The sequence below is a fragment of the Flagellimonas oceanensis genome (assembly GCF_003992595.1).
Classification (GTDB): domain Bacteria; phylum Bacteroidota; class Bacteroidia; order Flavobacteriales; family Flavobacteriaceae; genus Flagellimonas; species Flagellimonas oceanensis.
This window is the reverse complement of the sequence record NZ_RZNA01000031.1, coordinates 20,343-44,976: the sequence shown is the minus strand read 5'-3', so window position 1 is coordinate 44,976 and position 24,634 is coordinate 20,343. Positions and strand designations below refer to the sequence as shown.

22 protein-coding genes are annotated in these 24,634 nt (G+C 43.6%); 11 read left to right on the top strand and 11 right to left on the bottom strand.

The window, feature by feature from the left end; translation table 11 throughout:
* Positions 1–53: 53 nt before the first annotated feature.
* Complete coding sequence (locus EO132_RS08895) at positions 54–608, bottom strand: FMN-binding protein (protein ID WP_127137524.1); 555 nt, start codon at positions 606–608, stop codon at positions 54–56.
* Positions 592–1,515: a DUF6607 family protein gene (locus EO132_RS08890; protein ID WP_127137523.1), complete on the bottom strand. Its 924-nt coding sequence runs from the start codon at positions 1,513–1,515 to the stop codon at positions 592–594. The genes EO132_RS08895 and EO132_RS08890 overlap by 17 nt, the downstream gene beginning before the upstream one ends.
* 105 nt (positions 1,516–1,620) lie before the next feature.
* On the opposite strand from EO132_RS08890, the gene EO132_RS08885 reads away from it, so the two are divergent.
* The 6 genes from EO132_RS08885 to EO132_RS08860 all read left to right on the top strand — a co-directional run bounded on the left by EO132_RS08885 (position 1,621) and on the right by EO132_RS08860 (position 9,520).
* Positions 1,621–3,786 (top strand): TonB-dependent receptor plug domain-containing protein, encoded by a 2,166-nt coding sequence (locus tag EO132_RS08885; RefSeq protein WP_127137522.1) that lies wholly within the window; start codon positions 1,621–1,623, stop codon positions 3,784–3,786.
* 5 nt (positions 3,787–3,791) lie between these two features.
* A complete protein-coding gene (locus EO132_RS08880) occupies positions 3,792–5,300 on the top strand; it encodes an HmuY family protein (RefSeq protein ID WP_127137521.1) in 1,509 nt (502 codons plus the stop codon).
* 189 nt (positions 5,301–5,489) lie between these two features.
* A complete protein-coding gene (locus EO132_RS08875) occupies positions 5,490–5,906 on the top strand; it encodes an arsenate reductase family protein (RefSeq protein WP_235856419.1) in 417 nt (138 codons plus the stop codon).
* Between the two features lie 42 nt (positions 5,907–5,948).
* A complete protein-coding gene (locus EO132_RS08870; RefSeq protein WP_127137520.1) occupies positions 5,949–7,487 on the top strand; it encodes an AsmA family protein in 1,539 nt (512 codons plus the stop codon).
* 3 nt (positions 7,488–7,490) lie between these two features.
* Positions 7,491–8,588, top strand: coding sequence for a DUF748 domain-containing protein (locus EO132_RS08865; RefSeq protein WP_127137519.1), 1,098 nt, complete (start codon positions 7,491–7,493; stop codon positions 8,586–8,588).
* 431 nt (positions 8,589–9,019) lie between these two features.
* Entirely contained in the window at positions 9,020–9,520 is a 501-nt protein-coding gene (locus EO132_RS08860) for a hypothetical protein (RefSeq protein WP_127137518.1), read from the top strand.
* Here EO132_RS08860 and hemL read toward each other — a convergent pair.
* The 4 genes from hemL to EO132_RS08840 all read right to left on the bottom strand — a co-directional run bounded on the left by hemL (position 9,517) and on the right by EO132_RS08840 (position 13,458).
* Positions 9,517–10,794: a glutamate-1-semialdehyde 2,1-aminomutase gene (gene hemL, locus EO132_RS08855; RefSeq protein ID WP_127137517.1), complete on the bottom strand. Its 1,278-nt coding sequence runs from the start codon at positions 10,792–10,794 to the stop codon at positions 9,517–9,519. The genes EO132_RS08860 and hemL overlap by 4 nt on opposite strands.
* 573 nt (positions 10,795–11,367) lie before the next feature.
* Entirely contained in the window at positions 11,368–12,216 is an 849-nt protein-coding gene (locus tag EO132_RS08850; RefSeq protein WP_127137516.1) for a glucosaminidase domain-containing protein, read from the bottom strand.
* A complete protein-coding gene (locus EO132_RS08845) occupies positions 12,213–13,118 on the bottom strand; it encodes a 1-aminocyclopropane-1-carboxylate deaminase/D-cysteine desulfhydrase (protein WP_127137515.1) in 906 nt (301 codons plus the stop codon). Before EO132_RS08845 ends, EO132_RS08850 begins: the two co-directional genes overlap by 4 nt.
* Before the next feature lie 10 nt (positions 13,119–13,128).
* The gene (locus tag EO132_RS08840; RefSeq protein ID WP_127137514.1) at positions 13,129–13,458 is read right to left on the bottom strand and encodes a hypothetical protein; all 330 of its coding nucleotides are present in this window, start codon (positions 13,456–13,458) and stop codon (positions 13,129–13,131) included.
* Positions 13,459–13,631: 173 nt separating this feature from the next.
* Between EO132_RS08840 and EO132_RS19240 the strand changes: the two genes are divergently transcribed.
* The 3 genes from EO132_RS19240 (at position 13,632) to EO132_RS08830 (ending at position 16,374) form a co-directional block, all read left to right on the top strand.
* Entirely contained in the window at positions 13,632–13,793 is a 162-nt protein-coding gene (locus EO132_RS19240; RefSeq protein WP_164732306.1) for a DUF5522 domain-containing protein, read from the top strand.
* A 61-nt stretch (positions 13,794–13,854) separates the two neighbouring features.
* Positions 13,855–14,421, top strand: a complete 567-nt coding sequence (locus tag EO132_RS08835) for a DUF4136 domain-containing protein (protein WP_127137513.1) — start codon at positions 13,855–13,857, stop codon at positions 14,419–14,421.
* A 201-nt stretch (positions 14,422–14,622) separates the two neighbouring features.
* Positions 14,623–16,374, top strand: a complete 1,752-nt coding sequence (locus EO132_RS08830) for an aromatic amino acid hydroxylase (protein WP_127137512.1) — start codon at positions 14,623–14,625, stop codon at positions 16,372–16,374.
* Here EO132_RS08830 and EO132_RS08825 read toward each other — a convergent pair.
* The 5 genes from EO132_RS08825 to alaS are packed head-to-tail and all read right to left on the bottom strand — an operon-like array spanning position 16,371 to position 23,206.
* Positions 16,371–18,053, bottom strand: a complete 1,683-nt coding sequence (locus tag EO132_RS08825) for a M1 family aminopeptidase (protein ID WP_127137511.1) — start codon at positions 18,051–18,053, stop codon at positions 16,371–16,373. The two genes, EO132_RS08830 and EO132_RS08825, sit on opposite strands and share 4 nt — an antisense overlap.
* Positions 18,054–18,108: 55 nt before the next feature.
* On the bottom strand, positions 18,109–18,723 hold the full coding sequence (locus EO132_RS08820; RefSeq protein WP_127137510.1) for a DUF4230 domain-containing protein: 615 nt from the start codon (positions 18,721–18,723) through the stop codon (positions 18,109–18,111).
* Positions 18,720–19,691, bottom strand: a complete 972-nt coding sequence (locus tag EO132_RS08815) for a GSCFA domain-containing protein (protein ID WP_127137509.1) — start codon at positions 19,689–19,691, stop codon at positions 18,720–18,722. The genes EO132_RS08820 and EO132_RS08815 overlap by 4 nt, the downstream gene beginning before the upstream one ends.
* A 10-nt stretch (positions 19,692–19,701) precedes the next feature.
* Positions 19,702–20,553, bottom strand: a complete 852-nt coding sequence (locus EO132_RS08810) for a tetratricopeptide repeat protein (protein ID WP_127137508.1) — start codon at positions 20,551–20,553, stop codon at positions 19,702–19,704.
* A gap of 40 nt (positions 20,554–20,593) precedes the next feature.
* A complete protein-coding gene (gene alaS / locus EO132_RS08805) occupies positions 20,594–23,206 on the bottom strand; it encodes an alanine--tRNA ligase (protein ID WP_127137507.1) in 2,613 nt (870 codons plus the stop codon).
* Between the two features lie 104 nt (positions 23,207–23,310).
* Here alaS and EO132_RS08800 point away from each other — a divergent pair, with 104 nt between their 5' ends.
* Positions 23,311–24,288 (top strand): M23 family metallopeptidase, encoded by a 978-nt coding sequence (locus tag EO132_RS08800; RefSeq protein WP_127137506.1) that lies wholly within the window; start codon positions 23,311–23,313, stop codon positions 24,286–24,288.
* Entirely contained in the window at positions 24,289–24,618 is a 330-nt protein-coding gene (locus EO132_RS08795; RefSeq protein ID WP_127137505.1) for a MerR family transcriptional regulator, read from the top strand.
* Positions 24,619–24,634 lie beyond the last annotated feature (16 nt).

Here is a 24,634-nt window from a genome sequence, read left to right as displayed (position 1 = left end):
AAGCCATCCTGTAAAGAATGGCCCTTTCTGACTAATGAATCGAAAACACTTAGTTAAAATAGATTGGCATCTTTTAAAACTTGAATACTTTCCAAAACGTTGCTTACCGCAAGGGTCATGGATTTTGCAGAAACCGTAGCCCCGGATATCCCGTCGATATCTACACCGTAAACCAACTTCTCTCCAGATTTCCTTCCGATAAATTGTTTCAACCAGCGCTGGCTTCCCACTTGGCGCCCATGGTCTTCACGATAAATCAATATCTTGGATTTTTTCACGCTCAGGTCTGGATTGAGCAAAACCACATAATCAAAGGTTTTCTTTAAACTAGGGGCAACGCCCACATAAACATAGCCCAATCTTTCCCCCTCAGCAGTAATCTCGAACAGGTTTTCCCCTCCCAATTCCGAAGGTGTTTGTCCGTTCAAATCAGAGGATACCGCTAGCAAGTCCATGGAGAACTCCTCTACCTCATACGTCCCCTGAATAGCACTATTGATTTTTTCCTGAAGCCTATCCGATATCTTGTCAACCTTGAATCCAAACAGCAACAAGGTAGAAACCATCACGGCCCAACTAAAAAATTGAAGCTTACTGCCCTTCAACATGTGATGTGGTTTTGTCAGTTACAAATTTGTTGATGGTCTCCAAAATATCTGCCTTGTTGGCGTCTTTCTTCTCCAACCCATAAAAATGCAAGAATAAGGGTTGGCCATCGACCTGCTTGGCAAGCGTCAAATCCCCTTCGCGGTCATAGACCTCATCCCAGGCATCCCTAGCCGTTGCCCAAAAGTCTTTGTTCTTCTTCCACCAATCCTTGGCAGCTTTGCAGCGTTCATCGGCAACCTTAACATAGGTATTGTACCCTTTCTCTTGGGCCAACAAAACATCTTCCTGGCCATCTTTACGAATGATTTTATCATTGTCCTGCTCATGCACCCAACCCGTGGATGTAATTTCTTGTCTATTTCCACGGCTCATCACATTGTAATCGCTCCTTTTGGAATACTCTCTTCGCGGTAGAGGGGAATCACTTTGATTTTCCCAGTAATGCTTTCCATCATAATGCACCCAAGTAGAAGAACCGGCATATCGTGGGCTGTCGTCCACCTGATACACTTTTTGTGTCCATTGTCCCTTAACCTCGTCTGCAGGAAGCTCGGTAAACACCCAATTATTGTCCTTGTCGTAATGGAATATCTTCTGGTTTTCATACAACCAATCCTGTCTCCAGTGTTTGATGACCATGGTATCGTTAAGTACCAACAAGTGCTGCAACGAAATTTTATTGTCCTTGTCTTCAATAGGCAATGCAAGTTCCAATGCCTTTGATGTATAGTCCAAATGTTTCTCGTAATCAATCTCTGGAGCAAATGTCTCCGTGTATTCAAAACTGACTTCGTAGCATCCGCACATGTCCAAAATAGCCTCGCGGTCCAATTCTTTTTTTTCTTGTGATGTTGCACCAGTAGTTGCCAAAGCCACAAACAGTAAGGGTAAAATAGATTTCTTCATATCGGTTTCTGTTAGATTGTTTTAAAAAAAGTCCTGGTCAAAAATACTAAACTTATTTAGATTGAATAAAAATAAAATATATATTTGTCACCAAATTTAAGTAGAATGAGTCTAAATAAAAATACCAACCTCCTATATTTAACCTTAATTTTATCCTTATGTGGATTTGCCCAAGAATCAAAAACCACTGAAAAAGACTCATTGTCCATGCAACAATTGGACGAAGTGGTACTGACCGGCGAGAGCAAAGTGATGTCCCTCAGCAAAAAATTGTTCGCCGTCGGCGTGTTGGACCAAAAGGACATAGCCAAGGTAGCAGGGAACAATTTGGCCGACATTCTCAACTACAACCTAAACATAACCGTTACCCCGGACCCATCCACAGGTCGTTCTACCATTAGTATGTTCGGATTGGACGGACAGTACGTAAAAGTGCTTATCGACGGCATACCCATGGCCAGCGACAACGGGATGGGCAACAACATTGACATTACCCAAATAAATTTGGAGGATGTGGAACGGATTGAAATCGTGGAAGGTTCCATGGGCGTGCTGTATGGAGACAATGCCGTGGCCGGCGTCATTAATATTGTGACCAAGCGCGGATTGGACAACAACCACAAATGGCAACTGCAGTTATCCGTACAAGAAGAAACTATAGGCAGCGAATATGCCCTTTTTGATGAAGGCCGACACATCCAAAATGCAAAAATCAGCCATCAATTGAGTGATAAGACCAGTATTGCCATCGGGGGTTCCCGAAACGACAATGCTGGTTTTTTTTATGGCTACCGTGGAAAAAACTATGTGAACATTCAGGATAATGCCGTGGTAAACGACAGTCTTAGGGGCATGGAATGGAATCCGAAGGAGCAGTTGACCGCTTATGGAAACCTGAATACGTCGCTGGGCAAACACAACATCTTTTACAAAATCCAATATTACGATGAATCCGTACCGGTGTACAATCATTATGTGAACGGTAGGCTGGACAGTAATACGGGCATGGTCAACCCAACAGCCTTGGACGAGAATTTTGACACGGAGCGCCTTATGAACAACCTTAACATTACAGGTCCCATCAAAGGGTCTACGGTGTACAACTTGTCCCTGTCCCATCAAACCCAGAAGCGCTATTATAAACAGTATGTCTACAATATTCTCCAACAGGGAATTGAATCCGTGGTCTCTGACGATTTAAGTCAATCCAGTGAAATTTGGTATTCCAAAGGCTTTGTGAGCAATATGGTTCCAACTTCGAACTTCTTCAACCTTCAGTTGGGGTACGAGTTCAACCATCAAACAGGTTTTGATGCCATTGCCACAGGCGAATATTCCAGCGATGTCGTGGAAAACACTTTGGAAAACTACGATTTCTTCGGGGTGGCTGACTTCAACCTTACCGATAGGTTCTCCATTTTTCCAGGAGCGCGATTTACCAACAACTCCCAATTCGGAAACAAGTTGATTTGGTCCCTCTCCTCTACCTACGACATCAGCAATACCTTTAAAATCAAAGGTGTGTTCGGTTCAGCCTTTAGGGCGCCCAATTTTGAGGAATTGTTCTTCTACTTTGTGGACTCGAACCATAATGTTCAGGGGAATCCCAACCTAGAGCCCGAAGATGGCATCTCACTTTTCTTGAATGTGGAAGAAAAATTCAGGCTGTCCGACGCAAGTATGCTCAAAACCGCCCTCAAATCCTACTATTTCGATATTGATGGAAAAATAGCTTCCGTAATCGATGTCGACGAGCAAGACCGTAACCTGTTCACTTTTGATAATGTAGACCGCTCCAGAATCCTTGGTTTCTCTTTAGAGAACTCGCTCATCATGAACCGCTGGCAGGCTTCCTTGGGGATGACCTATTTGGGTTCTTCCACCACGGTGGATGAATCTGTGGATGACAACAGTGATTATCTATGGAGTTTCAATCTACAATCAGCCTTGAGCTATACGTTCCCTTCCATCAACACCACCCTATCGGCCCAACTCAAATACACGGGAAGAACCCAGATTGTGCAGAGCGGAACAGATGGCGCCGTAGTAGGCCAGACCGATGATTTTACTTGGATGGATGCCTCGGCACGGACCCATATTACCAAAGATTTAAGCCTTACGCTAGGCGCACGAAACATCTTCGACATTGTACGGGTAAATGCCTCGACTACTCCTACGGGAGCCCATGGAAGTGGCAGCTCACCGAGCCGTTTGTTCGGCAATGGAAGATCGTATTACCTAAAACTATTGTACAATCTAAATTTCAATTAAAACCAATGAGAAAAACAATCATTTTAAAAGCAATCGTACTCTTGCTCATCATTAGCTCCTGTAGCGACGATGAAGGCCAAGACCTGATAGACTTCACGGTAAACTTCAATAGTGAGACCGTAAGCACGAACGAGGAAGACAGTGCCGTAGAAGTACAGCTGAACTTTTCAAGACCTGCATCGGAAGCGGGAACCATTTCGATAGCTTATACAGGGACCAATGCCGAATATGGAACGGATTTTACCACAACACCCGATGGAGCATCGGGAACCATAGCCGTTAACATAGCCGAAGGAGACCAAAGTGCCTCGTTTACCTTTAACAAATTGACCAATGCCATCGAAGGCTCCACTAAATCCGTGAGTTTTTCCATTGATGGGTTGGATAATACGGACTGGTCACAAGGGGCCACAGCATCCACTTTAGTAAGCTTTACCCCTATTGCCGCAACCAATGGTGTAATCGATACCGAAAATGGGGGGTCTAATATCCCTAATCAAGTGTATTTTGATTTCAGCTCTGCAACCCAGACTGCTGTGCAACGGGACACTTGGGAAATTGCATTCTATAATGGAACAGAAAACCGTGTGTTCCTGAACCCTGCCCTATCGGTATCGGCAGTTGAGATTACCGGAGTAACCGACTTGCTCAGTATTACCGAGAGCAGCGACCTTCCAGAACCCATGGAATTGACCGGCTTGAATGCCATGTTCCAGCCCGAAGCCGTAAATGTGAGCACTGTATCCGAACTTTTGGAAGGCTTGCCCGTAGGCTATTATCAGTACGGAAATTTGGAAGAAGGCATCTCCTTTACCGACAATGCCGAAGGTACTTTGGAAGGAACTGCTTTTTCTGAAGTACCCACCACTGCAGAGGAAAATTACGTGTACATTGTTAGTCTGGGATACGAAATCCCAACAGAACCAGCGGAAGTAGGTAGCATCGCAACCACAGGCGACCAAAGAGGCTTTTTTAAAGTCAGAGTATTGAGCGATGGAAACAGCTACACTGTTCAATATGCGGATTTGGCCGAAACCGACTCGTACAATGAAGTGACTGTTGCCAAGGATGCCGCTTATAACCTTACCGCTTTTAGTATGACCAATGGCGAAACCGTAAGCGTAGAACCAACCAAAGAGCAGTGGGATATCAACTTGAGCGGCGTGTTCTCTTATTATGGAGACTCGGGCGGCTTGGTTGCAGGTCTTACCTATTCCGATTACGTATTGCACAACACCTTGGGCGGAACGGGGCTTTACCAAGTAACCATAGAAGGTGATGTTCCTACCTATGCCAACTTTACCATGTCCGATGTGGACGAATCCGCATTTGTGTTCGACAACAGAGCTGTTGTAGGCAGTGGCTGGAGAGATGCCTTTGGCGGTGTGGTCAACGAAGATGTGTACTACGTGCTAAAAGATGTAGATGGCAACTACTACAAATTCGATTTTACGGATTTTACCAGCACCGAAGGTGAAAGAGGACACTATCAGTTTACCTACGAACGCTTATAACGATTCATTTATTCAGATGCTCAATACTCGACCCACCATGCCTTTTGTTATCCCATCAACCTGAGTGGTTCGGTTTGAGTTAGTTTGTGTGAGGAGCGGGGCCATTGGTCCCGCTTTTTTAATGATTCCCGTTCACGACACTAAAAAAATGGATTGCGTCAAGCCAAACTATCATAAATACGTTATTTTATGGTAAAAGATTTTTTAATGAAGGACGACATGGGAGTAATAGCAACAAACAAACGCGAAATCAAACTTTTCTACAACGCAGAAACCAATAAAGGCATGCAAACCTTGGCCTACCTCAAATCCTCCAATAAAAAGGTATTGGACGTAAACTTGGACGAGGTTAAGGTAACCGCAACCCAATGGGCAGAATTGGCCAAGCTATTGGGCAAACCCATTAAGGAACTCATAAATACCGAGCACCCGGAATTCATTAATCAATATGGTAAAAATCCAGAGTTGCATAGCGATAACGATTGGCTCAAAGTATTGGAAAACAACCCCAAGGTAGTTACCCAGCCCATCCTGATCAATGGAGATAAAGCCGTTCAAATTGATACCCCTTCGGAGGTCATGGTCTTTTTGGAAGACGAAGACTAATCCACTACTCCCATACGCACTAAACACACCATTAACACCCTTATGCCACAACAAAACGCTTCACGCTACATTAAAATCACGGTCGGAATCATCCTTGCGCTGATTTTGATTGCTGTTGTGGCCCAAATCATATTTACCAACAAAGTGGAGACAGCTCTTCAAGAGAAAGTACCCGCTTCACTTAACCTTACCTATGGTAATGTAAGTACGAATGTGCTTATGGGGAAAATCAGCCTTAGCGATGTCAGTGCCAATAATTCGGAGGAAAACATCGATTTTGAGGCAAAATCCGTGACCGTTTCCGGTCTCAACTACATTCCCCTGCTTCAAAATGGGGATATTACCATCAATGAGCTTCTACTTGAAGCGCCAGAGGTCATCTATCATCAAACCGAAAAAGACACTACTTCCAAAAAGGAAAAAAAATCTCCGTCCAACACATATATCGTCAAAAACTTCAGCATCCAAGACGGACGTTTCATTATGCTGAACACCACATCCGACAGTACAGCCACAATAGAGGGCATCGATTTTACCCTATCCAATATCAAATTTGATAAAGAGACGGCTCAAGAAAGCATTCCTTTTACCTACGATGAATATGAACTCAATACCGACAAAGGCCATTACAACATGAGTCCTTTGGAGTTCATCGAGTTTGAGCGCCTGCAATTGAATCCTGATACGGGCGAGTTCCAACAATTTGTGCTGCGCACCAAATACAGTAAAGCGGAACTTTCCCGAAGATTGGCCGTGGAGCACGACCATTACGACCTTACCATTGACCACATCATACTGAACAACTGGGATTTTGGTTTTGGGAACGAACTACCCTATTTCCACTTGGGCGAACTCGAATTACGGACACCTATTTTCCATGTGTACCGCGACAAACTATTGCCCGACGACACCACGCACAAAAAGCTCTACAATCAGGCACTTCGTGAGCTGGATATGGACCTTCAGGTAGACTCCATTCAGATTTCGGAGGGACTCATTACCTATCGGGAACGCTTGGAAGCCGATGTGGACCCCGAAAACCTCACTTTTTCAGATATCGAGGCCAGCATCAACAACCTGCATACCAAAGGTAAGGGCGAAGTATCGGCGGAAATCAATGCTAAATTGATGGACAATGGACCCTTTACCCTGGATTGGAGCTTTGACCCCCAAAACAAGGCCAACACCTTTTTGGCAAAAGGCTCACTGTCCAATTTCCAGTCCGAAAGCATCAACCCGTTTTTAAAGACCAACCTCAATGCCGAGGTCGAGGGCACCATGCAGCAAATGTATTTTACCATCAACGGGAACGAGCTGGAATCGCAGGGCGATATAAAAATGAAATACGACGACTTTGAATTTACCGTGCTCAAAAAAGACGGTTTGGGCGTCAATAAAATCCTAACGGCCGTAGTGAACCTGTTTACCAAAAACGGGGAGAAAACAGATGAGGACGGCTTCCGGCACGGCGACTTCAAAGTGGGTCGAAACCAGGACAAATCCTTTTTCAACTATTTATGGGTCAACTTGAAAGAAGGTTTGGTCGACACCATGACGGGAGGTGGTAAAAAACGGGACTGATCCATGACAAAGAAGAAAATATACAAACGTAAGCGATACCTCGTACCCCTGATCATACTCTTGTTGTTGATAGGACTACGGATTGCCCTGCCCTATATCGTAAAAAACTATGTGAACAAGGTATTGGTGGATATTCCAGGCCACTACGGCCATGTGGAGGACATTGACCTTTCTTTGCTCACCGGAGCCTACATTATCGATGAATTGTATTTGAACAAGGTCAATGCAGGTTCACAGATTCCGTTTCTTCATTTTGAGCGGACCCATATTTCCGTGGAGTGGAGTTCCCTTTTTAAAGGGAAAGTAGTGAGCGAAATCAACATGACACGACCTGAACTCATCTATGTATTCGAGGACCAACAAAAGGAAACACCCGAAGAAGCCGATGCTGAGGATTGGAGCAAGGCACTTACCGATTTGGTGCCCATCGATATCAACCAACTGGAAATACACGGGGGCAAGGTCGCCTTTGTGCAATTAACGGCCGACCCCAACATTGACCTGCATTTGGACAGTTTGGAGCTCTACGCTACCAACCTGCGCAATGTGGTACGGCAAGAAGCCCGACTGCCCAGCAACCTCTCCGCCGATGCCGTGAGTTTTGGTGGGGGAAGCCTCCATTTAGAAGGCCAGATGGACTTGGTAAAGCAAATTCCCGACATGGACTTGGCCCTGACCTTGGAAAATGCAAACGCCACTGCCCTCAACGATTTTACAGACCACTATGCAGGCCTTGATTTTGACCAAGGTATTTTCAACCTCTATAGCGAAATGGCCATCGCCGATGGATACCTGCAGGGCTATATAAAACCCATTATCAGGGATGCCAAGCTGATTGGCAAGGAAGATGCTTTTTTGGAAACCCTCTGGGAAGGTTTTGTAGGCTTTTTCAAGTTTATCCTCAAGAACCACAAGGAGAACACGCTCGCCACCAAAGTACCCTTGGAAGGCGACCTAACCAATGTGAACACCAAAATCTGGCCTACTGTGACCAATATTTTTAAGAATGCCTGGATCAAAGCGTTTCAAGGAATCGTGGACAACGATATCGAGTTTAAAAACGTTCAGGAAAAAGCAAACGAACAAAAAGACGAAAAGTAAAAGCTACCCCCTTTACCCTTAACCTTTAACCCTAAAAATTGACAATTGTCAACGGTTTATTGCAAATTGCAGAAAAACCCTAGTTTTTTTAAGGTTTTTCCGCAATTCCAATTAATTGACAATTAATATCTTGAACTCAAATCCCCGCCCCTTATTTTCTTTCCAGAGATTAGCTATGCTTTTACATTAGACTAATGAATGTATTAGTGACCTCCTGTTTTAGGAGTCACATATTAATGTTCTATGTCAAAAGAATCAAGTCGGCAATAACTTTAAACCAATCAAAACCAATGGAAAAAAACGGAGTCATTTCGAGCCATTGTCCCGAGCATATGAGGGAGCTAAAGAAGTGTTAGAAATCTCAACTACCAAATTCAATTGCATTGTTGCCACCAAAAACCTATTTTCAATCACTAAATCCAACTTCAACTATGAAAAAATCCATCTTGGCCGTGTGCCTTTTTTGCTTTGCACTTTGTTCCAGCTTAGCACAAAACCAAAAACCAACCATAGAACCCGAAATCGAAATGAAAGCAGGCTTGCTTGGGTATCGTTTCTTCAAAGATGGAGAGCGTTTGAACTGGAAAGAACTTTTGGAAGCCACAGCCTCGGTCGAAGAGGCTCATTTGCTTATCAAAAGAGGAAGGTCCCAAAATACCTTTTCTTCTGTTTTCGCTTTTACCGGAGGTGCATTAATCGGCATTCCCCTTGGTCAAAAATCTGCTGATCGCGACCCTACTTGGGAACTCGCTTATCTTGGTGGCGCATTGGGTATAGCTGCCTTTTATCTTTCGTTCAAAGCATTTAACAATATTAACAAAGGTGTGGATAGTTACAATATTGCCGTCGCTAAACAATCCAGCTATAGGTTCCAGCCAGAGTTTTTCATCGTAAACAACCAAAATGGTTTTGGACTGGCCATGCGGTTTTAAAACACCTTCGCCACCGCTTCAATGGTCCTATCCAAATCGGCATAGCTAAGGGCGTCGTTTAAAAAGTAGCTCTCAAACGCAGAGGGCGGTAAGTACACCCCGTTTTCCAACATACCATGGAAGTATGTTTTAAAGGTATCGTTATTCCCCTTCGCCGAGCTAGCAAAATCCACTACAGGCTCGTCCGTAAAGTGTACGGAGATCATACTACCAAATCGGTTAATCTGGTGGGTCACGCCCTTTTTGGTCAATACCATGGCAATGCCTTTGTGCAGATACTCAGTTTTTTCAGCCAAACTGGTAAAAATTTCAGGCTTTTCATTGAGGGCGGTCAGCATGGCCAGTCCGGCACTCATCGCCAAAGGGTTTCCACTCAAAGTGCCCGCTTGGTACACGGGTCCTTCGGGCGCCAAATGGGACATAATCTCAGCTCGGGCCGCAAATGCCCCAACAGGCAATCCACCACCGATCACTTTTCCGAACATTACAATATCCGCATCAATACCCAAAGCTTCCTGTGCCCCTCCTTTTCCGAGGCGAAAGCCCGTCATCACCTCATCAAACAGCAACAAAATGCCTTCTTGGGTGCAGAGTTCACGCAATCCTTGTATAAATTCTTCTTTTGGGATAATACAGCCCATGTTCCCAGCTACGGGTTCCAAAATAATGGCAGCAATCTCGCCTTTATTGGCTTCCACCAAGGCCTTTACCCCTTCCAAATCGTTGTAATCAGCCAATAGCGTATCCTTGGCCGTGCCCTGCGTTACCCCAGGGCTGTTGGGACTACCAAAAGTAACGGCACCGCTCCCCGCTTGTATCAAAAAAGAGTCGGAGTGGCCGTGGTAGCAACCCGCAAATTTGATGATCTTCTCCTTGCCCGTGTACCCGCGCGCGAGGCGCACCGCACTCATACAGGCCTCGGTACCGCTATTCACAAAACGGATTTTATCAATATTCGGCACCATGGACACCGCCAGTTTGGCGATTTCGGTCTCAATTTCGGTGGGTGTTCCAAAGGAAGTACCCCTTTTGGCCTTCTCCACCACCGCATTGATCACGGGTTCGTACGCATGACCCAGAATCAGCGGCCCCCACGAAGCAATATAATCGATGAGTTGGTTACCATCTTCATCGTACAAGTAGGCACCTTTGGCTTCCTTGATAAAAATAGGGTCGCCCCCGACGGCTTTAAACGCTCGTACTGGGGAATTTACGCCTCCGGGAATGTATTTTTTTGCCTCTGCGAACAGGGCGCTGCTTCGTTGGTAGATCATATGTGTTCTATGTCATTCCTGTACTTCGACTATGCTCAGCATAAACTTCAACAGAAATCTGTTTTCATCAATTCTTTTTTGTCATGCTGAACTTGTTTCAGCATCTCATCCAATCAGCTTTTACTCCTAATGAGAACCTGAAATGAGTTCAAGTTGACGTTTGTCAGTTCAAGTGCAGTCGAGAACGACACGGCGCCACATCTCGACTGCGCTCGATGTGACAAGCCATATAGATTTCGACCTGTTTTCCGCAAAGGTAATGAGGATAAAACTTTTTGGGAAATGGATTTTCTGCGAATGCTTAGTTGATATTCCTGTGAAGACGGGAATCTATTTTATTATATTTTGTACAATACCCTTCGACTCCGCTCAGGGTACAAATAATATGTCAGTTCGAGCGCAGTCGAGAACGACACGCCACTACATCTCGACTGCGCTCGGGATGACAATTAAGTGCTCCATGCGACACAAAAGTACAAAGTAGGAAGCATGAAGTACGACTTAATAAATCCAACTATCGAGCAACCCAATCATCCAGAGATCAGACCATCCAACTATCAAAAAACCCAAAGACTATTGCGCCACGCGAATATTGAGTACCTGTCCGATGGAAATAATATTATCATTGAGATTGTTGAGGCGGCGAAGTTCGTCCACCGAAATATCGTAGCGCTTGGAAATCGCATACAGGGTGTCGCCTTTTTGTACCTCATGGGTAAACACTTCGTACCGTTTGGTGTTTCGCACTGTGGGCAAACCGTTTTCCACTACCGCTTCGTCGTATTCATGAAGGTTATAGCTTTCTATAATGGAAATCAATTTTTGAGGGTACTTACGGTCGGTAGCATACCCAGCTTGGCGCAAACCGTGTGCCCATTTTTTATAGTCGTCCCGTCTGTAGTTGAACAGAAACGCATAGCGTGAGCGGGTGGACAGGAAAATACTGTGATCACGGAAGGAATACATGGGGTGGTTGTACTTTCGAAAACACTCCCCTTTTGCATCATCATCATGGAAATCGAACTCCCCTTCCCAACCGGTATGGCATTTGATTCCAAAATGGTTATTGGTTTTTAGGGTAAGCTCCCCACGACCTGAACCACTTTCCAAAATACCCTGTGCCAAAGTAATACTGGCGGGAATGCCAAAGGCACGCATTTCATACTGGGCGATTTCAGCAAAATTCTCGATATAGTCCCGCGTATCCGAAATGGGGAAGCGTTCAAAACGCCCTGTATCTTCGGGCATGGGGTATAGATCACGAACCTCTTCGGTTTCCAGATCATTGGTGGGCCTGGTGGTCGGACGTTCCGTGTTTACCACTACGGGAGCCCCTTTTCGTTGGGTAGACCTTCTTTTTTTAGCACCACAGCTTGAGAGCAAAAGCGCCGCAATCAATACATATCCTATTCGCCTGATCATATCTCCAATAACGGTAAATTTTTCTTTTTCAGTATACGGTTCATCCCCTCTATCCCCTGTAATCCTCCTGTATGGATAGCCAAAATTTGGGTTCCAGGTGCAAAAACACCTCTTTTTACAAGGTCAAAAATACCAAAAAGCATTTTTCCCGTATAAATGGGATCCAGAGGAATCCCTGTTTCATGTTTAAAAAGGTTGATGAAAGCTATCAGCTGTTGGTCCACTTTGGCATAACCTCCAAAATGATAGTCAGTTATGAGTTGCCAACGCTCATGTTGCACAAAGGTACGAATCTCATCCAATAGAAAATTTCCCTTCAGGGCTGGAAACGCCAAAACGGTTTGATGGGGCAGCGAAGCATGGATGAGTCCCGCTGCAGTACCACCCGTACCCGCCGCACTGCAAATGTAATCGAACGTTGCATCTTCCTCGGTCAAGATTTCCGAACAGCCCTTTACAGCCAATGCATTGGTTCCGCCTTCAGGCAACAAGTACACTTCTCCAAACCGTTCCTTCAGATTTTGAAGAAATGAGGGTTTATTTTTGAGTCGGTAATCACTACGGGACACAAAATGGAAGCGCATACCGTGTTCATGGGCCAGTTTCAAGGTTGGATTGCTTTGCCATTTGTGCACCAACTCCTCGCCACGAATCACACCGATGGTTTGCAAACCCTGTTCCCGACCTGCATAGGCCGTTGCCGCAATATGATTGGAAAAGGCACCACCAAAGGTGAGCAGCGTGTCTTTACCCTGTTTTTTTGCTTCGAGCAGGTTGTATTTGAGTTTTCGGTATTTGTTTCCGGAAATAAACGGATGGATGGTATCCTCCCTTTTCAAGTAGAGCTGAATGCCCTTTTCGCGGAGAAGCGGTAGGTCTATATGTTGATTGGGTATGTTCAATCCTAAAAAATCAACGGGTCAGGTACCGTAAAAAACCAAAGGTTTTTCGCTTGGATAGATACTGCATATCCTCTTCATTGGCATAAGCCTCACGTTCAAAACTAATATTTTGATATGCGCGATAGCTGTCCAAATAAAGTACGGTCCTGAACAACCATTCCGAAATATAGAGCATATAAAACGGTAGAATCAAGAGTTCTCTTTGTTGCTTCAAATGGATACGCTCATGGTTGATGAGCACTTCATCCGTCTTTAGTGAATCTTCTTTTAGGATAATGAAAGGCCATAGGGAAAGCCCCACATAATTTTTATAGAAGAAATGTTTGAAGACAACAATCAAAGTGACAAATGGTTAGGTTATCTGTACAAATATAACAGCAAAAGAGGCTGAAAATTTGATGCAATTGAAAATAAGATTAACATTTTCGGTGGACAACCTTGTTTCCAAAATCTTAAAAGCCTCGTGTTTTTGCCATGAAAACCGTAAATTTATATAGCAAAAAGTTGCCCTACATGAAAGAACGCATACCCTTGGAAGAGGGGGATTATTACCTATCGGAACAGGGATACAGGGTTTTTACCGAGAAATACCACCTAAAACGTGGTTACTGTTGTGAGAGTGGTTGTCGGCATTGCCCATATGGATACAACACAAAGACAAATACCCGAAAATGAGTGTTCGGCATAATATTTGTAACTTATTTACTTATATCTCAAGAATTTAAAAAATAGTACTATGAAAAGTTTGAAACACTTCGCATTAATTGCCTTGGCCTTTGGATTATTGGCCTCCTGTACTTCGGTCAGGGTAGTGTCCGATTACGACCAAAAAGCTGACTTCAACACCTATAAAAGCTATGCTTTTTACAAGACTGGAATCGATAAGGCACAAATCTCGGATTTGGACAAGAAAAGAATATTACGGGCCATCGAAGCCGAATTGGGCGCTCGCGGGTTTGTGAAATCTGACAATCCCGATGTATTGATCAGCATTTTTACCAAGGAACGTGAACGTGTGGACATCTACAACAATAACGGCTGGGGCTGGGGTGGTTTTTATAGCCCATGGGCCTGGGGTCCCGGTTGGGGCTGGGGTTATGGCAACAATGTAAGTACCCGTACCGAAGGCTCACTTTATATTGACGTAATCGATGCCAATGAAAAAGAGTTGGTATGGCAAGGTAGAGGCGTAGGCACCTTGAACAACACCAAAAACATTGAGAAAAAAGAGAAACGCATCAAAGAATTCGTTTCACAGATTCTGGAAGAATATCCGCCACAAATGTCGGTTGCCTCCAATTAAATATACATAGGACGTCGTCTAAATAAAAAATGTCAGGTTGAGCGCAGTCGAAACCTTTTTAAGGTATCAATGCTTAAATTCTCTGCGCTCGAATTGACAGTAAAAACCTGTTTAGACGACTTCATTTTACCTCACTTAACTTTCCTTAAGAAAATTTCCACTCCCTATTTCGTATCTTTAAGTCGCACAAAAAATTGACTTATGAGCTACGAATCCAATCCCATACTGGACAAATTACCCAAGCACCTCAAGCAATTCATAAAACCTCAGAATTATGAAGAGTACACGGCCATTGACCAAGCCGTTTGGCGTTATGTGATGCGCAAGAATGTGGATTACCTCAGCCAGGTGGCCCATAGTTCGTATGTGGATGGATTGAAGAAAACAGGGATTTCCATTGACCATATTCCCAATATGTACGGCATGAACCGCATCCTAAAAGAAATTGGATGGGCAGCCGTTGCAGTGGATGGCTTTATTCCGCCCTCTGCCTTTATGGAGTTCCAAGCCTACAACGTGCTTGTTATTGCTTCGGATATTCGCCAGCTTGAAAATATTGAATATACCCCTGCCCCCGATATCATTCACGAAGGAGCCGGGCACGCTCCCATTATCGCCAATCCGGAATATGCGGAATACCTGCGTAGGTTTGGGGAAATCGGCTGCAAAGCTATATCGAGTGCCAAGGACTACGAACTGTACAATGCAGTGAGACATCTTTCCATCATCAAAGAAGCACACGGCACACCGCAAAGCGAGATTGAAGAAGCTGAAAAACACATTGAATATCTGCAGGAAAACATGGGGGAGCCCAGTGAGATGGCCCTTATCCGAAATCTACATTGGTGGACCGTGGAATATGGTTTGATAGGCATGGTGGACCACCCAAAAATTTATGGCGCAGGACTCCTTTCCTCCATCGGGGAAAGTACCTGGTGCATGACGGACAAAGTAAAAAAGATTCCGTACTCCATAGAAGCGGCACACACGGAGTTTGACATTACCAAACCACAACCACAACTGTTCGTAACCCCTGATTTTGCCTTTTTGAGTCAGGTATTGGAGGATTTTGCCAATACCATGGCGGTGCGAACGGGAGGGCTTACCGGGATTAAAAAACTCATTGGTTCCAAGGCACTCGGTACCATCGAATTGAGTACAGGCCTGCAAATTTCCGGAGAGTTCAGCAATGTCATTGAAAGTGACGGCAAGCCCATTTACATACAAACCACAGGCGGAACGGCTTTGGCCTACCGTGAAAAAGAATTGGTAGGGCACAGTATTGCGCATCATGCAGATGGTTTTGGTTCCCCCATCGGGAAATTAAAGGGCATCAACATTGCCATTGAGGATATGGGACCCCGTGACCTAAAGGCCTACAAAATTTATGAAGGCGAGCAAATTGCCTTGGAGTTTGAAGGCGGCATCAAAGTGGAAGGAACCATTGTGACTGGCACCCGAAACCTGATGGGGAAAATCATTCTCATCACTTTTGAAAATTGTACCGTTACCCATAACGATAAAGTTTTATTTCAGCCTGAATGGGGATTGTACCACATGGCCGTAGGCCAAAATATTGTTTCAGCGTATAACGGTCCTGCTGACTTGAACAGCTTCAATTTGATGAGCCACCAGATTACGGAAAGCACCATAAAATCCAAGAAAGACGAAAAAAGGGTCCAATTGGAACGGTTCTATGAACAAATAAGGCATTTTAGGGAAGGTAAAAACACTACGGTTTCCCGGAATAAAGTATTCCAAGCCCTTAAAAAAGACCATCCCAAAGACTGGTTATTGCCCGTGGAATTATATGAACTCGCCAAACAAGATAACAACCAAGAGTTTCAACAAGAGATTTTAGATCACTTGGAACATATCAAACGGGATAACCCTAAAGTAGGCCATTTAATTGATGATGGTCTGCAACTAGTGGATACATCCATGGTCGGCTAAAAGCCAAGCTTCTCGATATTTTCCGCTGTGGACTTTAATTGGGGTACTGCTGCTTTTGTAACAGGATAAAAAGAAACCTTGAATTCTTTGCCGTCTCTTCTCAGGCCCAGTTCAACTTCATGTTCAATCCTGCCCTGCCAAATGCTTCGGGAGTACACCTCGTCCCCAACGCGAACGCCCTCCTTCCATGCTTTGCTGCCTTCGGTAACTTGAACGATTTGTTTTCGGTCTTCGGAAAACTCAAATCCCAACTCGTAAATATCGCTTTCAGGACTGTATTCCAAGTCAAATTCATCAAAAAGTGCCACCAAATCCACTTTTTGACCTTCCTCGATATGCTTTTGGAAGACGGCTTCAAAATCTTCATCCCAAAATGTATCCATCACTCCAATAAAATAGTCATGGGTCAGTTTCTGACCATTGGTGGTCGCATCAGTATAGACTTGATACATCACATCATCCAAACTTTGTTTGCCCTCACTCATTTGCTGGATTTTCTGATCCAAGTAAAAGGCAAAAATCGCCCCTCTCCAATAAGGAAGTTTGGAATACTCATAGTTGGTCCAAAAATTATCATAATTGATTTCGGAATTGGGAGCCTCTGTGACCGATGATGCGTAGAGATCCCGAATGGTCCGGTTGAATTCATCAATAAAAAAAGTACCGTCCAGCCCATTGATTTTGTTCTTGGCGATGTTTTTAAAGGTGTAATATTCCGTAAAGCCTTCGCTGAACCAATACTGTTCCTCTTCGTTATCGTTATGGATGGTGTGCCCAATCCAGTTGTGCATCAATTCATGGTTAAAAAGATAGACCATTTGACCAAGTTCAGTCTGGTCATTATTGGAAACCGAGGTCGCAAAGGAGTTGGTCAGTCCCGTTCCCTGAAAACTGCTTCCATTCTCTTGTGGAAAAGGTTGCATGGTCACCGTAAAGTAGTTTTGGGAATGGTCGTTCCAAAAATTACGCTGATACGTAAGGGTTTCTTCCAGTACCTCAAAAACAGCTTCGTCCTTGAACGGAATCCATTCGCCCCGAGTGGCCAAACTGATTTCGTTTCCCGCTATCTCGCCATTGAAGACCCTAAAATCCCCTCCAACAAAAATGGCACTTCCAAACAACTCCATGTCCTGACCCTTCAACAATTGGACTCGTTCTTGACTGCCAAAACTGTTGTGAATGGTGTACCCCTCTGGAAATGATGACCAGTCGAGGAGAATGTCCTGATAGGGCTCAGCATTTTCGGGCACCATGAACATATTGTGTGAAAACACATGGAAATACTCCTGGTTGATGATGGGTCGGTACACCATATCCGTAGAAATCTCCTCTTCGAAATCCTGTTTTAAAAAATATTCGAACTCCAACTCTTTCATATCCTTTGGATGCATCAAAACAATGCGCCCGCTGTCGGCATCCTTTTCCACTGCTCCTTCCACATTCAACAGCTGCATCTTACCCAAAGAATTGTACAATCCTTCCTCCCCCCACGCATCATCTGGGAAAGATAGCGTTGTGATGCCATCTGGACTGGCCTCCAAGGTCATTGTGATTTTGAGTTGTGGAATGCTGTCGACCACTACGGAAGCAATTTCGTAGCTGATATCGGATTCGGGTTGTTGATGACAGGAAAATAGAAAAGTGGCTAAAAGGGCGGTTAGTAGGACTCTTTTAAACATGGTTTCAATTGATTGATGTATCTAATAGACGCATCCAATCATGAAATGTGACAACTTAATCCAAAAAAGTTTTCAACTGTTCGGTATTCTCTACAGGAGTATTGTGATATACCAACGTCCATCCCATGGTGTTGGTCAGCACCAATATCCGGGAAAGCTCACTGACCAAACGATTTTCCGCATTGGAGCGTAGTGAAGAGGCCTCGATTTTTTTCATCAAAGATGCATTCACGTTTCGTTTGATAGTATTGTAATCCCCTGCATTAAATGGGTTCAGGTAATCTGCGGTCACATCGTAGTACTCAAAATCTGGACTGATTTTAATCTCCGGTTCCGGTATCTGGGTAATGGTAAGCAATTTTTGCTCTTCATCCACTTCGTAGTTTATTTTGGACATGTCATAAGCAATGGACACATCGGCATTGACAACAACCAACGCCTTTTTATGGGCTGTAATCATTGGACCGAACAGCTCTTTGGAGTCTTTGTAGTTGTACACCTCGGCAAAATGACCTTCGGTAACCACCAATTTGGAAACATTGCGAAGTTCCTGCTGAATCAACATGGAATTTTCTTCCAATATCGATTTTTGCTCACGGTCATCGGTGCATGATTTATAAATCAAAACCGAAGCCAATGCTATTACCGCTCCTACTAGTACTTTCTTCATAGAGAACTCATCTTGAATTTCATGAAAGGATACCTTTCTTGAAGATACGTAATTTTTGCACGGAGCGATGTTTTGAACTTTTGATGGGCTTCGGAATCCGGATTGAACGGACGGTGAAACAACCCTTTTTGAACGGCGTCAACCTCATCCATCACGGGATATGAATTTGAAGCAATCCAAACAGATTTAAATTTTTCCCAAATGTAATCTACTGCTAACTGATTGGGATGAAGCATATCCGTTCCATAAAAACGATAATCGCGCAGTTCGTCCATCATGATTTCATAAGATGGAAAGTAAGCAAGCTCTCTCGACTGCGCTCGAGATGACAAAACGGAGTGAACGGCAGTTATTAAATGCGCCTTGCTCCGTTGGTTCTCCACAAAGCCATCTTTGATATGACGAACAGGCGAAATCGTACATATGATTTGCGCTTTTGGATTCACGCTTTGAATCAAGCGTATTATGTGTTTAAGACTCAATTCAATTTCAGCTACACTCAGTAGTTTTTTTGTGAATTGTTTTTGGGGAACCTTATGGCAATTGGCCACCATTTTCCCTGAAGAATTATACTCGTACACCCAAGCGGTTCCCAAAGTGATGATGATATGGGATGCAGTCTCCAGACTTTCTTTGGTTTCCTTCAACTTTTGATTGAGCAGATTCAATAAGGCTTCGGGATTATCTGAACGCAAATCGGAATGGGCATCAAAACAACGCCAAATCCCATCCTGTTCAAAAATTTCCTCTTGCTGATAATTTTCCCCTGCAGTGGCTCTTTGCACCAAATTTTCAATGGCCAGAGGATGAAACAGTATCCCAAAGGGGTTTTGTAATTGTTGAAATTGAAAATAATCCAGCTTAGCCCCTATATTTTCCACAAAACAAGACCCCAACAGCACCAACTTACTTTGATAATCGATAGGATTATCGCTTGGTGTTAAAGGTATCTTGGTTTGTAGTTCCATGGGTTGGTATCTATTTTTTTCTAGATCTTGGACTTAATCTATGAAAGACTTGATAAGGATAAACAACATAATAAACTTGATCTTCATTGATTGTGTTTTGGTTGTTTTCCCATGCTAATTCAATTGTTTTTTTAGCCTCTTCTTTTTTTCCTGAATTATATTGTGATATGGCCTTATAATAAAAAGCGTCTCCAAAATTTTCATAAACCTTTAAACTCATATCAAAATTTTCGATTGCCTTTTCGTAATTCTTGAGTTCATATTCAGCAACTCCCATGTAAAACCAATCCATATAATGGCATGCCTCCTCAGGAGGGTCGTTAGGGAAATCTTTGAATTGCTGCTCTTTACTTTTTAGGAGATAATTTTTAGCATTCTTAAATTGGTTCAATTGCAAATAATCCAACGCTATGTAAAAATTATACGTATGGTCCATCACATAACCATCCCCATACTTTTTTTTTGCCAACTTTAATTCATCAATTGACTCTTGGTACTCATTGGAGAAAAGACATTTCATAAACCCACTGTAATCCAAATATCTTTTGGGATCATATAAAACTGCTTTTTCCAAAAAAGGTTTTCCTAAAGAAAACTTACGCTCCTTATATAATGGCATTGCTTTTTGCTGCCAGAAATAAGCTGAATCAGGTTTAATCATCAAAGCAGAATCCAAATAGCGCTGCCTGTCCACAGAATATACAGGGACTTCATTTGCTTTTTGCCAATATTCTGCAATTTTTATTGAATCATCAGCTGATAACACAACCTTTTCAGGTTCAGACAGGCTTACCTCTTCTGTTTTGCTCTCATTTTCAGCACAGGCTTGAAAAATCAGAAATATATATAAGATTTTTTTCATACATAATATTCAAGAGAGGCTGAGTTAATGATGGAATTAATTAAGACACATAAGCCCTTACCTTATCCAACGCTTCGGGGATTCCATCAGGATTTTTACCCCCAGCAGTGGCAAAAAACGGTTGTCCGCCGCCGCCCCCTTGGATATATTTGCCCAGTTCGCGAACAATGGTCCCGGCGTTTAGGTCTTTTTCTGCTACCAAATCTTTGGAAATGTAGCACGACAATATGGCCTTGCCGTCTTTTTCCGAAGCAAGAAACAGGAATAGATTATCTACTTGACCGCCCATTTCAAAGGCAAGATCTTTAATGCCACCTGCATCCAAATCCACTTTTTTAGCTAAAAACTTGGCACCGCCCAAATCTTCCAGTTCGGCAATCAGTTCGTTCTTGAGTCCCTTGGCTTTGTCCTTCAATAATTGCTCCACCTGTTTTTTTAGTGCAGCATTCTCTTCTTGCAAAATAGCTACTGATTTTACAGGGTCTTGGGAGTTCTTCAACATATCCTTGATCTCGAAAAGCATACGGTTATTGTTGAAGTAGAATTCTTTAACAGCATCTGAAGTAATGGCTTCAATTCTTCGGATTCCAGCGGCAACTGCGCCTTCGGAAACAATTTTGAAGTGCCAGATATCGGCCGTGTTCTTCACATGCGTTCCACCACAAAGTTCAATGGATTGTCCAAAGCGGATAGTTCGCACCGTATCTCCATATTTTTCTCCAAAGAGCGCCATGGCCCCTTGTTCCATAGCTTCTTTCATGGGAACATTGCGACTTTCTTCCAAAGGAAGATGTCCATCGATACGGGCATTGACGAAGTTTTCAACTTCCCGTAGTTCTTCCGTGGTCAATTTTGAAAAATGGGAGAAATCAAATCGCAAGTATTTTGAATGAACAGCGGAACCTTTTTGTTCCACATGGGTTCCCAAAACCTCTCGCAATGCCTGATGCAATAAGTGCGTAGCGGTATGGTTGCTCTCGGTTCTTCGACGTTGCCTTTCGTCCACCACTGCTTTAAAGGTTCCGGAATCCTCTTTGGGCAACGATTTGGCAAAATGAACGATTTCGTTATTCTCCCTTTTGGTATCCACAATATAGGTAACATCGCCATTGGGAGCTTCCAGATAGCCTTTATCCCCGACCTGACCTCCGCCTTCGGCATAAAATGGAGTTAGATTGAACACCAATTGGTACTGATCACCATCCTTTTTACTGGTAACCTTACGATATTTTACCAATTTCACATTGGCCTCCAAACTATCATAACCGATAAATTCCTGTTCGGTATCGGTCATCAATATGTTCCAATCGTCCTTGGACACTTCTGATGCTGCCCGGGAACGGTCTTTTTGTGCTTTCAATGCTTTTTCAAATCCTTCCGTATCCAATTGATAGCCTTTCTCTTCCAAAATAAGCGCGGTCAAATCTATCGGAAATCCAAAGGTGTCGTAGAGTTCAAAAGCCTTATCCCCATCAATGGTTTTATTTTTTGATGATTTGATCACAGAATCCAATAACACCAACCCTTGCTCCAAAGTACTCAAGAAAGAGCTTTCCTCCTCTTTGATCACGTTTTCAATCAACTGGTATTGCTCCTTCAACTCTGGGAAGGCTTTGCCCATTTGTTCGCTTAAGACTCTAACCAATCTGTGGATAAATGGTTTGTTGGTATCCAAAAAGGTAAATCCGTAGCGAATGGCACGGCGTAAAATCCTTCGGATGACGTAACCTGCACCCGTGTTGCTTGGCAACTGCCCATCGGCAATGGAAAAAGCCACTGCGCGCACGTGATCGGAAATTACACGAATGGCAATATCGGTTTCTTCATTGTTGCCATATTTTTTTCCGGTAATGATTTCCACCTCGCGAATCAACGGGGTAAACACATCGGTATCGTAATTGGATTGCTTGTTTTGAAGCACCATACAAAGGCGTTCAAAACCCATTCCGGTATCAATATGCTTTTCGGGAAGTGGTTCCAAACTGCCATTGGCCTTACGGTTGAACTGCATAAAAACCAGGTTCCAGATTTCCACCACCTGCGGATGATCCTGGTTGACCAAGGAAGCTCCATCAACTTTGGCTTTCTCTTCTTTGGAGCGGATATCCACATGGATTTCGGAACAGGGTCCGCAGGGACCTTGATCGCCCATTTCCCAAAAGTTGTCCTTTTTGTTCCCTTTGATGATTCGATCTTCGGGCACAATCGCTTTCCAGAGATCATAGGCTTCTTGATCGAGTGGCAGGTCATCATCTTCGCTTCCCTCAAACACAGAAACGTACAAACTGTCCTTGTCTATTTTATATACCTCGGTAAGCAATTCCCATGCCCACGCAATGGCCTCCTTTTTAAAATAATCCCCGATACTCCAATTTCCCAACATCTCGAACATCGTGTGATGATAGGTATCTTTCCCTACCTCCTCAAGATCATTGTGCTTTCCGCTGACCCGCAAACATTTTTGGGAATCGGTAAGGCGTTTGCTCTTTGGAACGGAATTCCCCAAAAAGTACTCCTTGAACTGGTTCATACCTGCATTGGTGAACATCAAGGAAGGGTCGTCCTTCATGACCATGGGCGCCGATGGTACAATCTTGTGGTTCTTTTCTTTGAAAAAGTTTAAAAACTGGTTTCTAACTTCTTGGGATGTCATTGAATTCCTAGGGTTTTCTTAAATTTAACAGTTTAAGCAAAACAATTTTTATATTTGTTTGTTCTGTTTAAAATGAGTGAGCAAAAATAGGATAAAATCCATTCATGTCTAAAGTAAAGTACTATTACGATCCCGATACACTTTCGTACAGAAAGATCGAGCCAAAAAAATCCAAGAGATATAGGAATATATTCCTTTTCTTGCTGGGCTCCGCGTTGTTCGGCTTCCTTGGACTGATCATCCTGTTGAACACTAGATGGGTAAACACGCCCAAAGAACTTTCGTTGGAGCGTGAAGTTCGTAATTATGAACTGCAATACGATATCCTAAACCGAAAAATGGACCAAATGGAACAGGTTTTGGCCAATATCGAGGATAGGGACAACAATATTTACAGATTATATTTTGAAGCGAACCCGATACCCGAAGAGCAGCGTAGAGCTGGTTTTGGTGGGGTAAACCGCTATAAAGACTTGGAGGGCTTCAACAATTCCGAAATTATTATTGATGCCACCAAACGTCTGGACATCATCCAGAAGGAAATGGTGATTCAATCCAAATCCTTGGATGAAATCGCCAAACTGGCGGAAGAAAAAGAAAAACTATTGGCTTCCATTCCAGCCATTCAGCCCGTAAGTAACGAAGACCTTACGCGGATGGCCTCTGGTTACGGATGGCGTTCCGACCCATTTACCAAAGCCCGTAAGATGCACTGGGGGATGGACTTTACAGCTCCGCGAGGAACTCCCATCTATGCATCAGGCGATGGAAAAGTGGTTCGTGCAGACAATAGATCTTCAGGTTACGGAAAGCACGTTCGTATCGATCATGGTTACGGCTATATTTCCTTGTACGGACATATGAGCAAATACAATGTTACCGTGGGCCAAAAAGTCAAAAGGGGAGACCTTATCGGCTTTGTGGGCAGTACGGGACGTTCCCAAGCACCACACGTACACTACGAAGTGTTCAAGGATGGGGAACGCATCAACCCCATTAACTTCTACTACGGAAGTTTGTCCGCTGAAGAATTTGAGAATATGCTCAGGTTGGCGAACCAAGAGAACCAATCGCTGGATTAAATGCACGTAGATCTTCCAGAAAAACGATATTATGGCATTGGCGAAGTGGCCAAGGCCTTTGGAGTGAACACCTCCCTGATTCGTTTTTGGGAAAAAGAGTTTGATGTGCTCCAGCCAAAAAAGAATGCCAAAGGCAATCGTAAGTTCACGCCACAGGATATCCAAAACCTGCAACTGATCTATCACTTGGTAAAGGAACGTGGATTTACCTTGGAAGGTGCCAAAATCCATCTGAAAGAAGAGAAACAAAAGGCCCTTTCCAATTTTGAGGTGATTCAAAAACTACAAAAAGTAAAAGCAGAACTACTGAAAATAAAAGAACAACTATAAACGCTAATACCATATC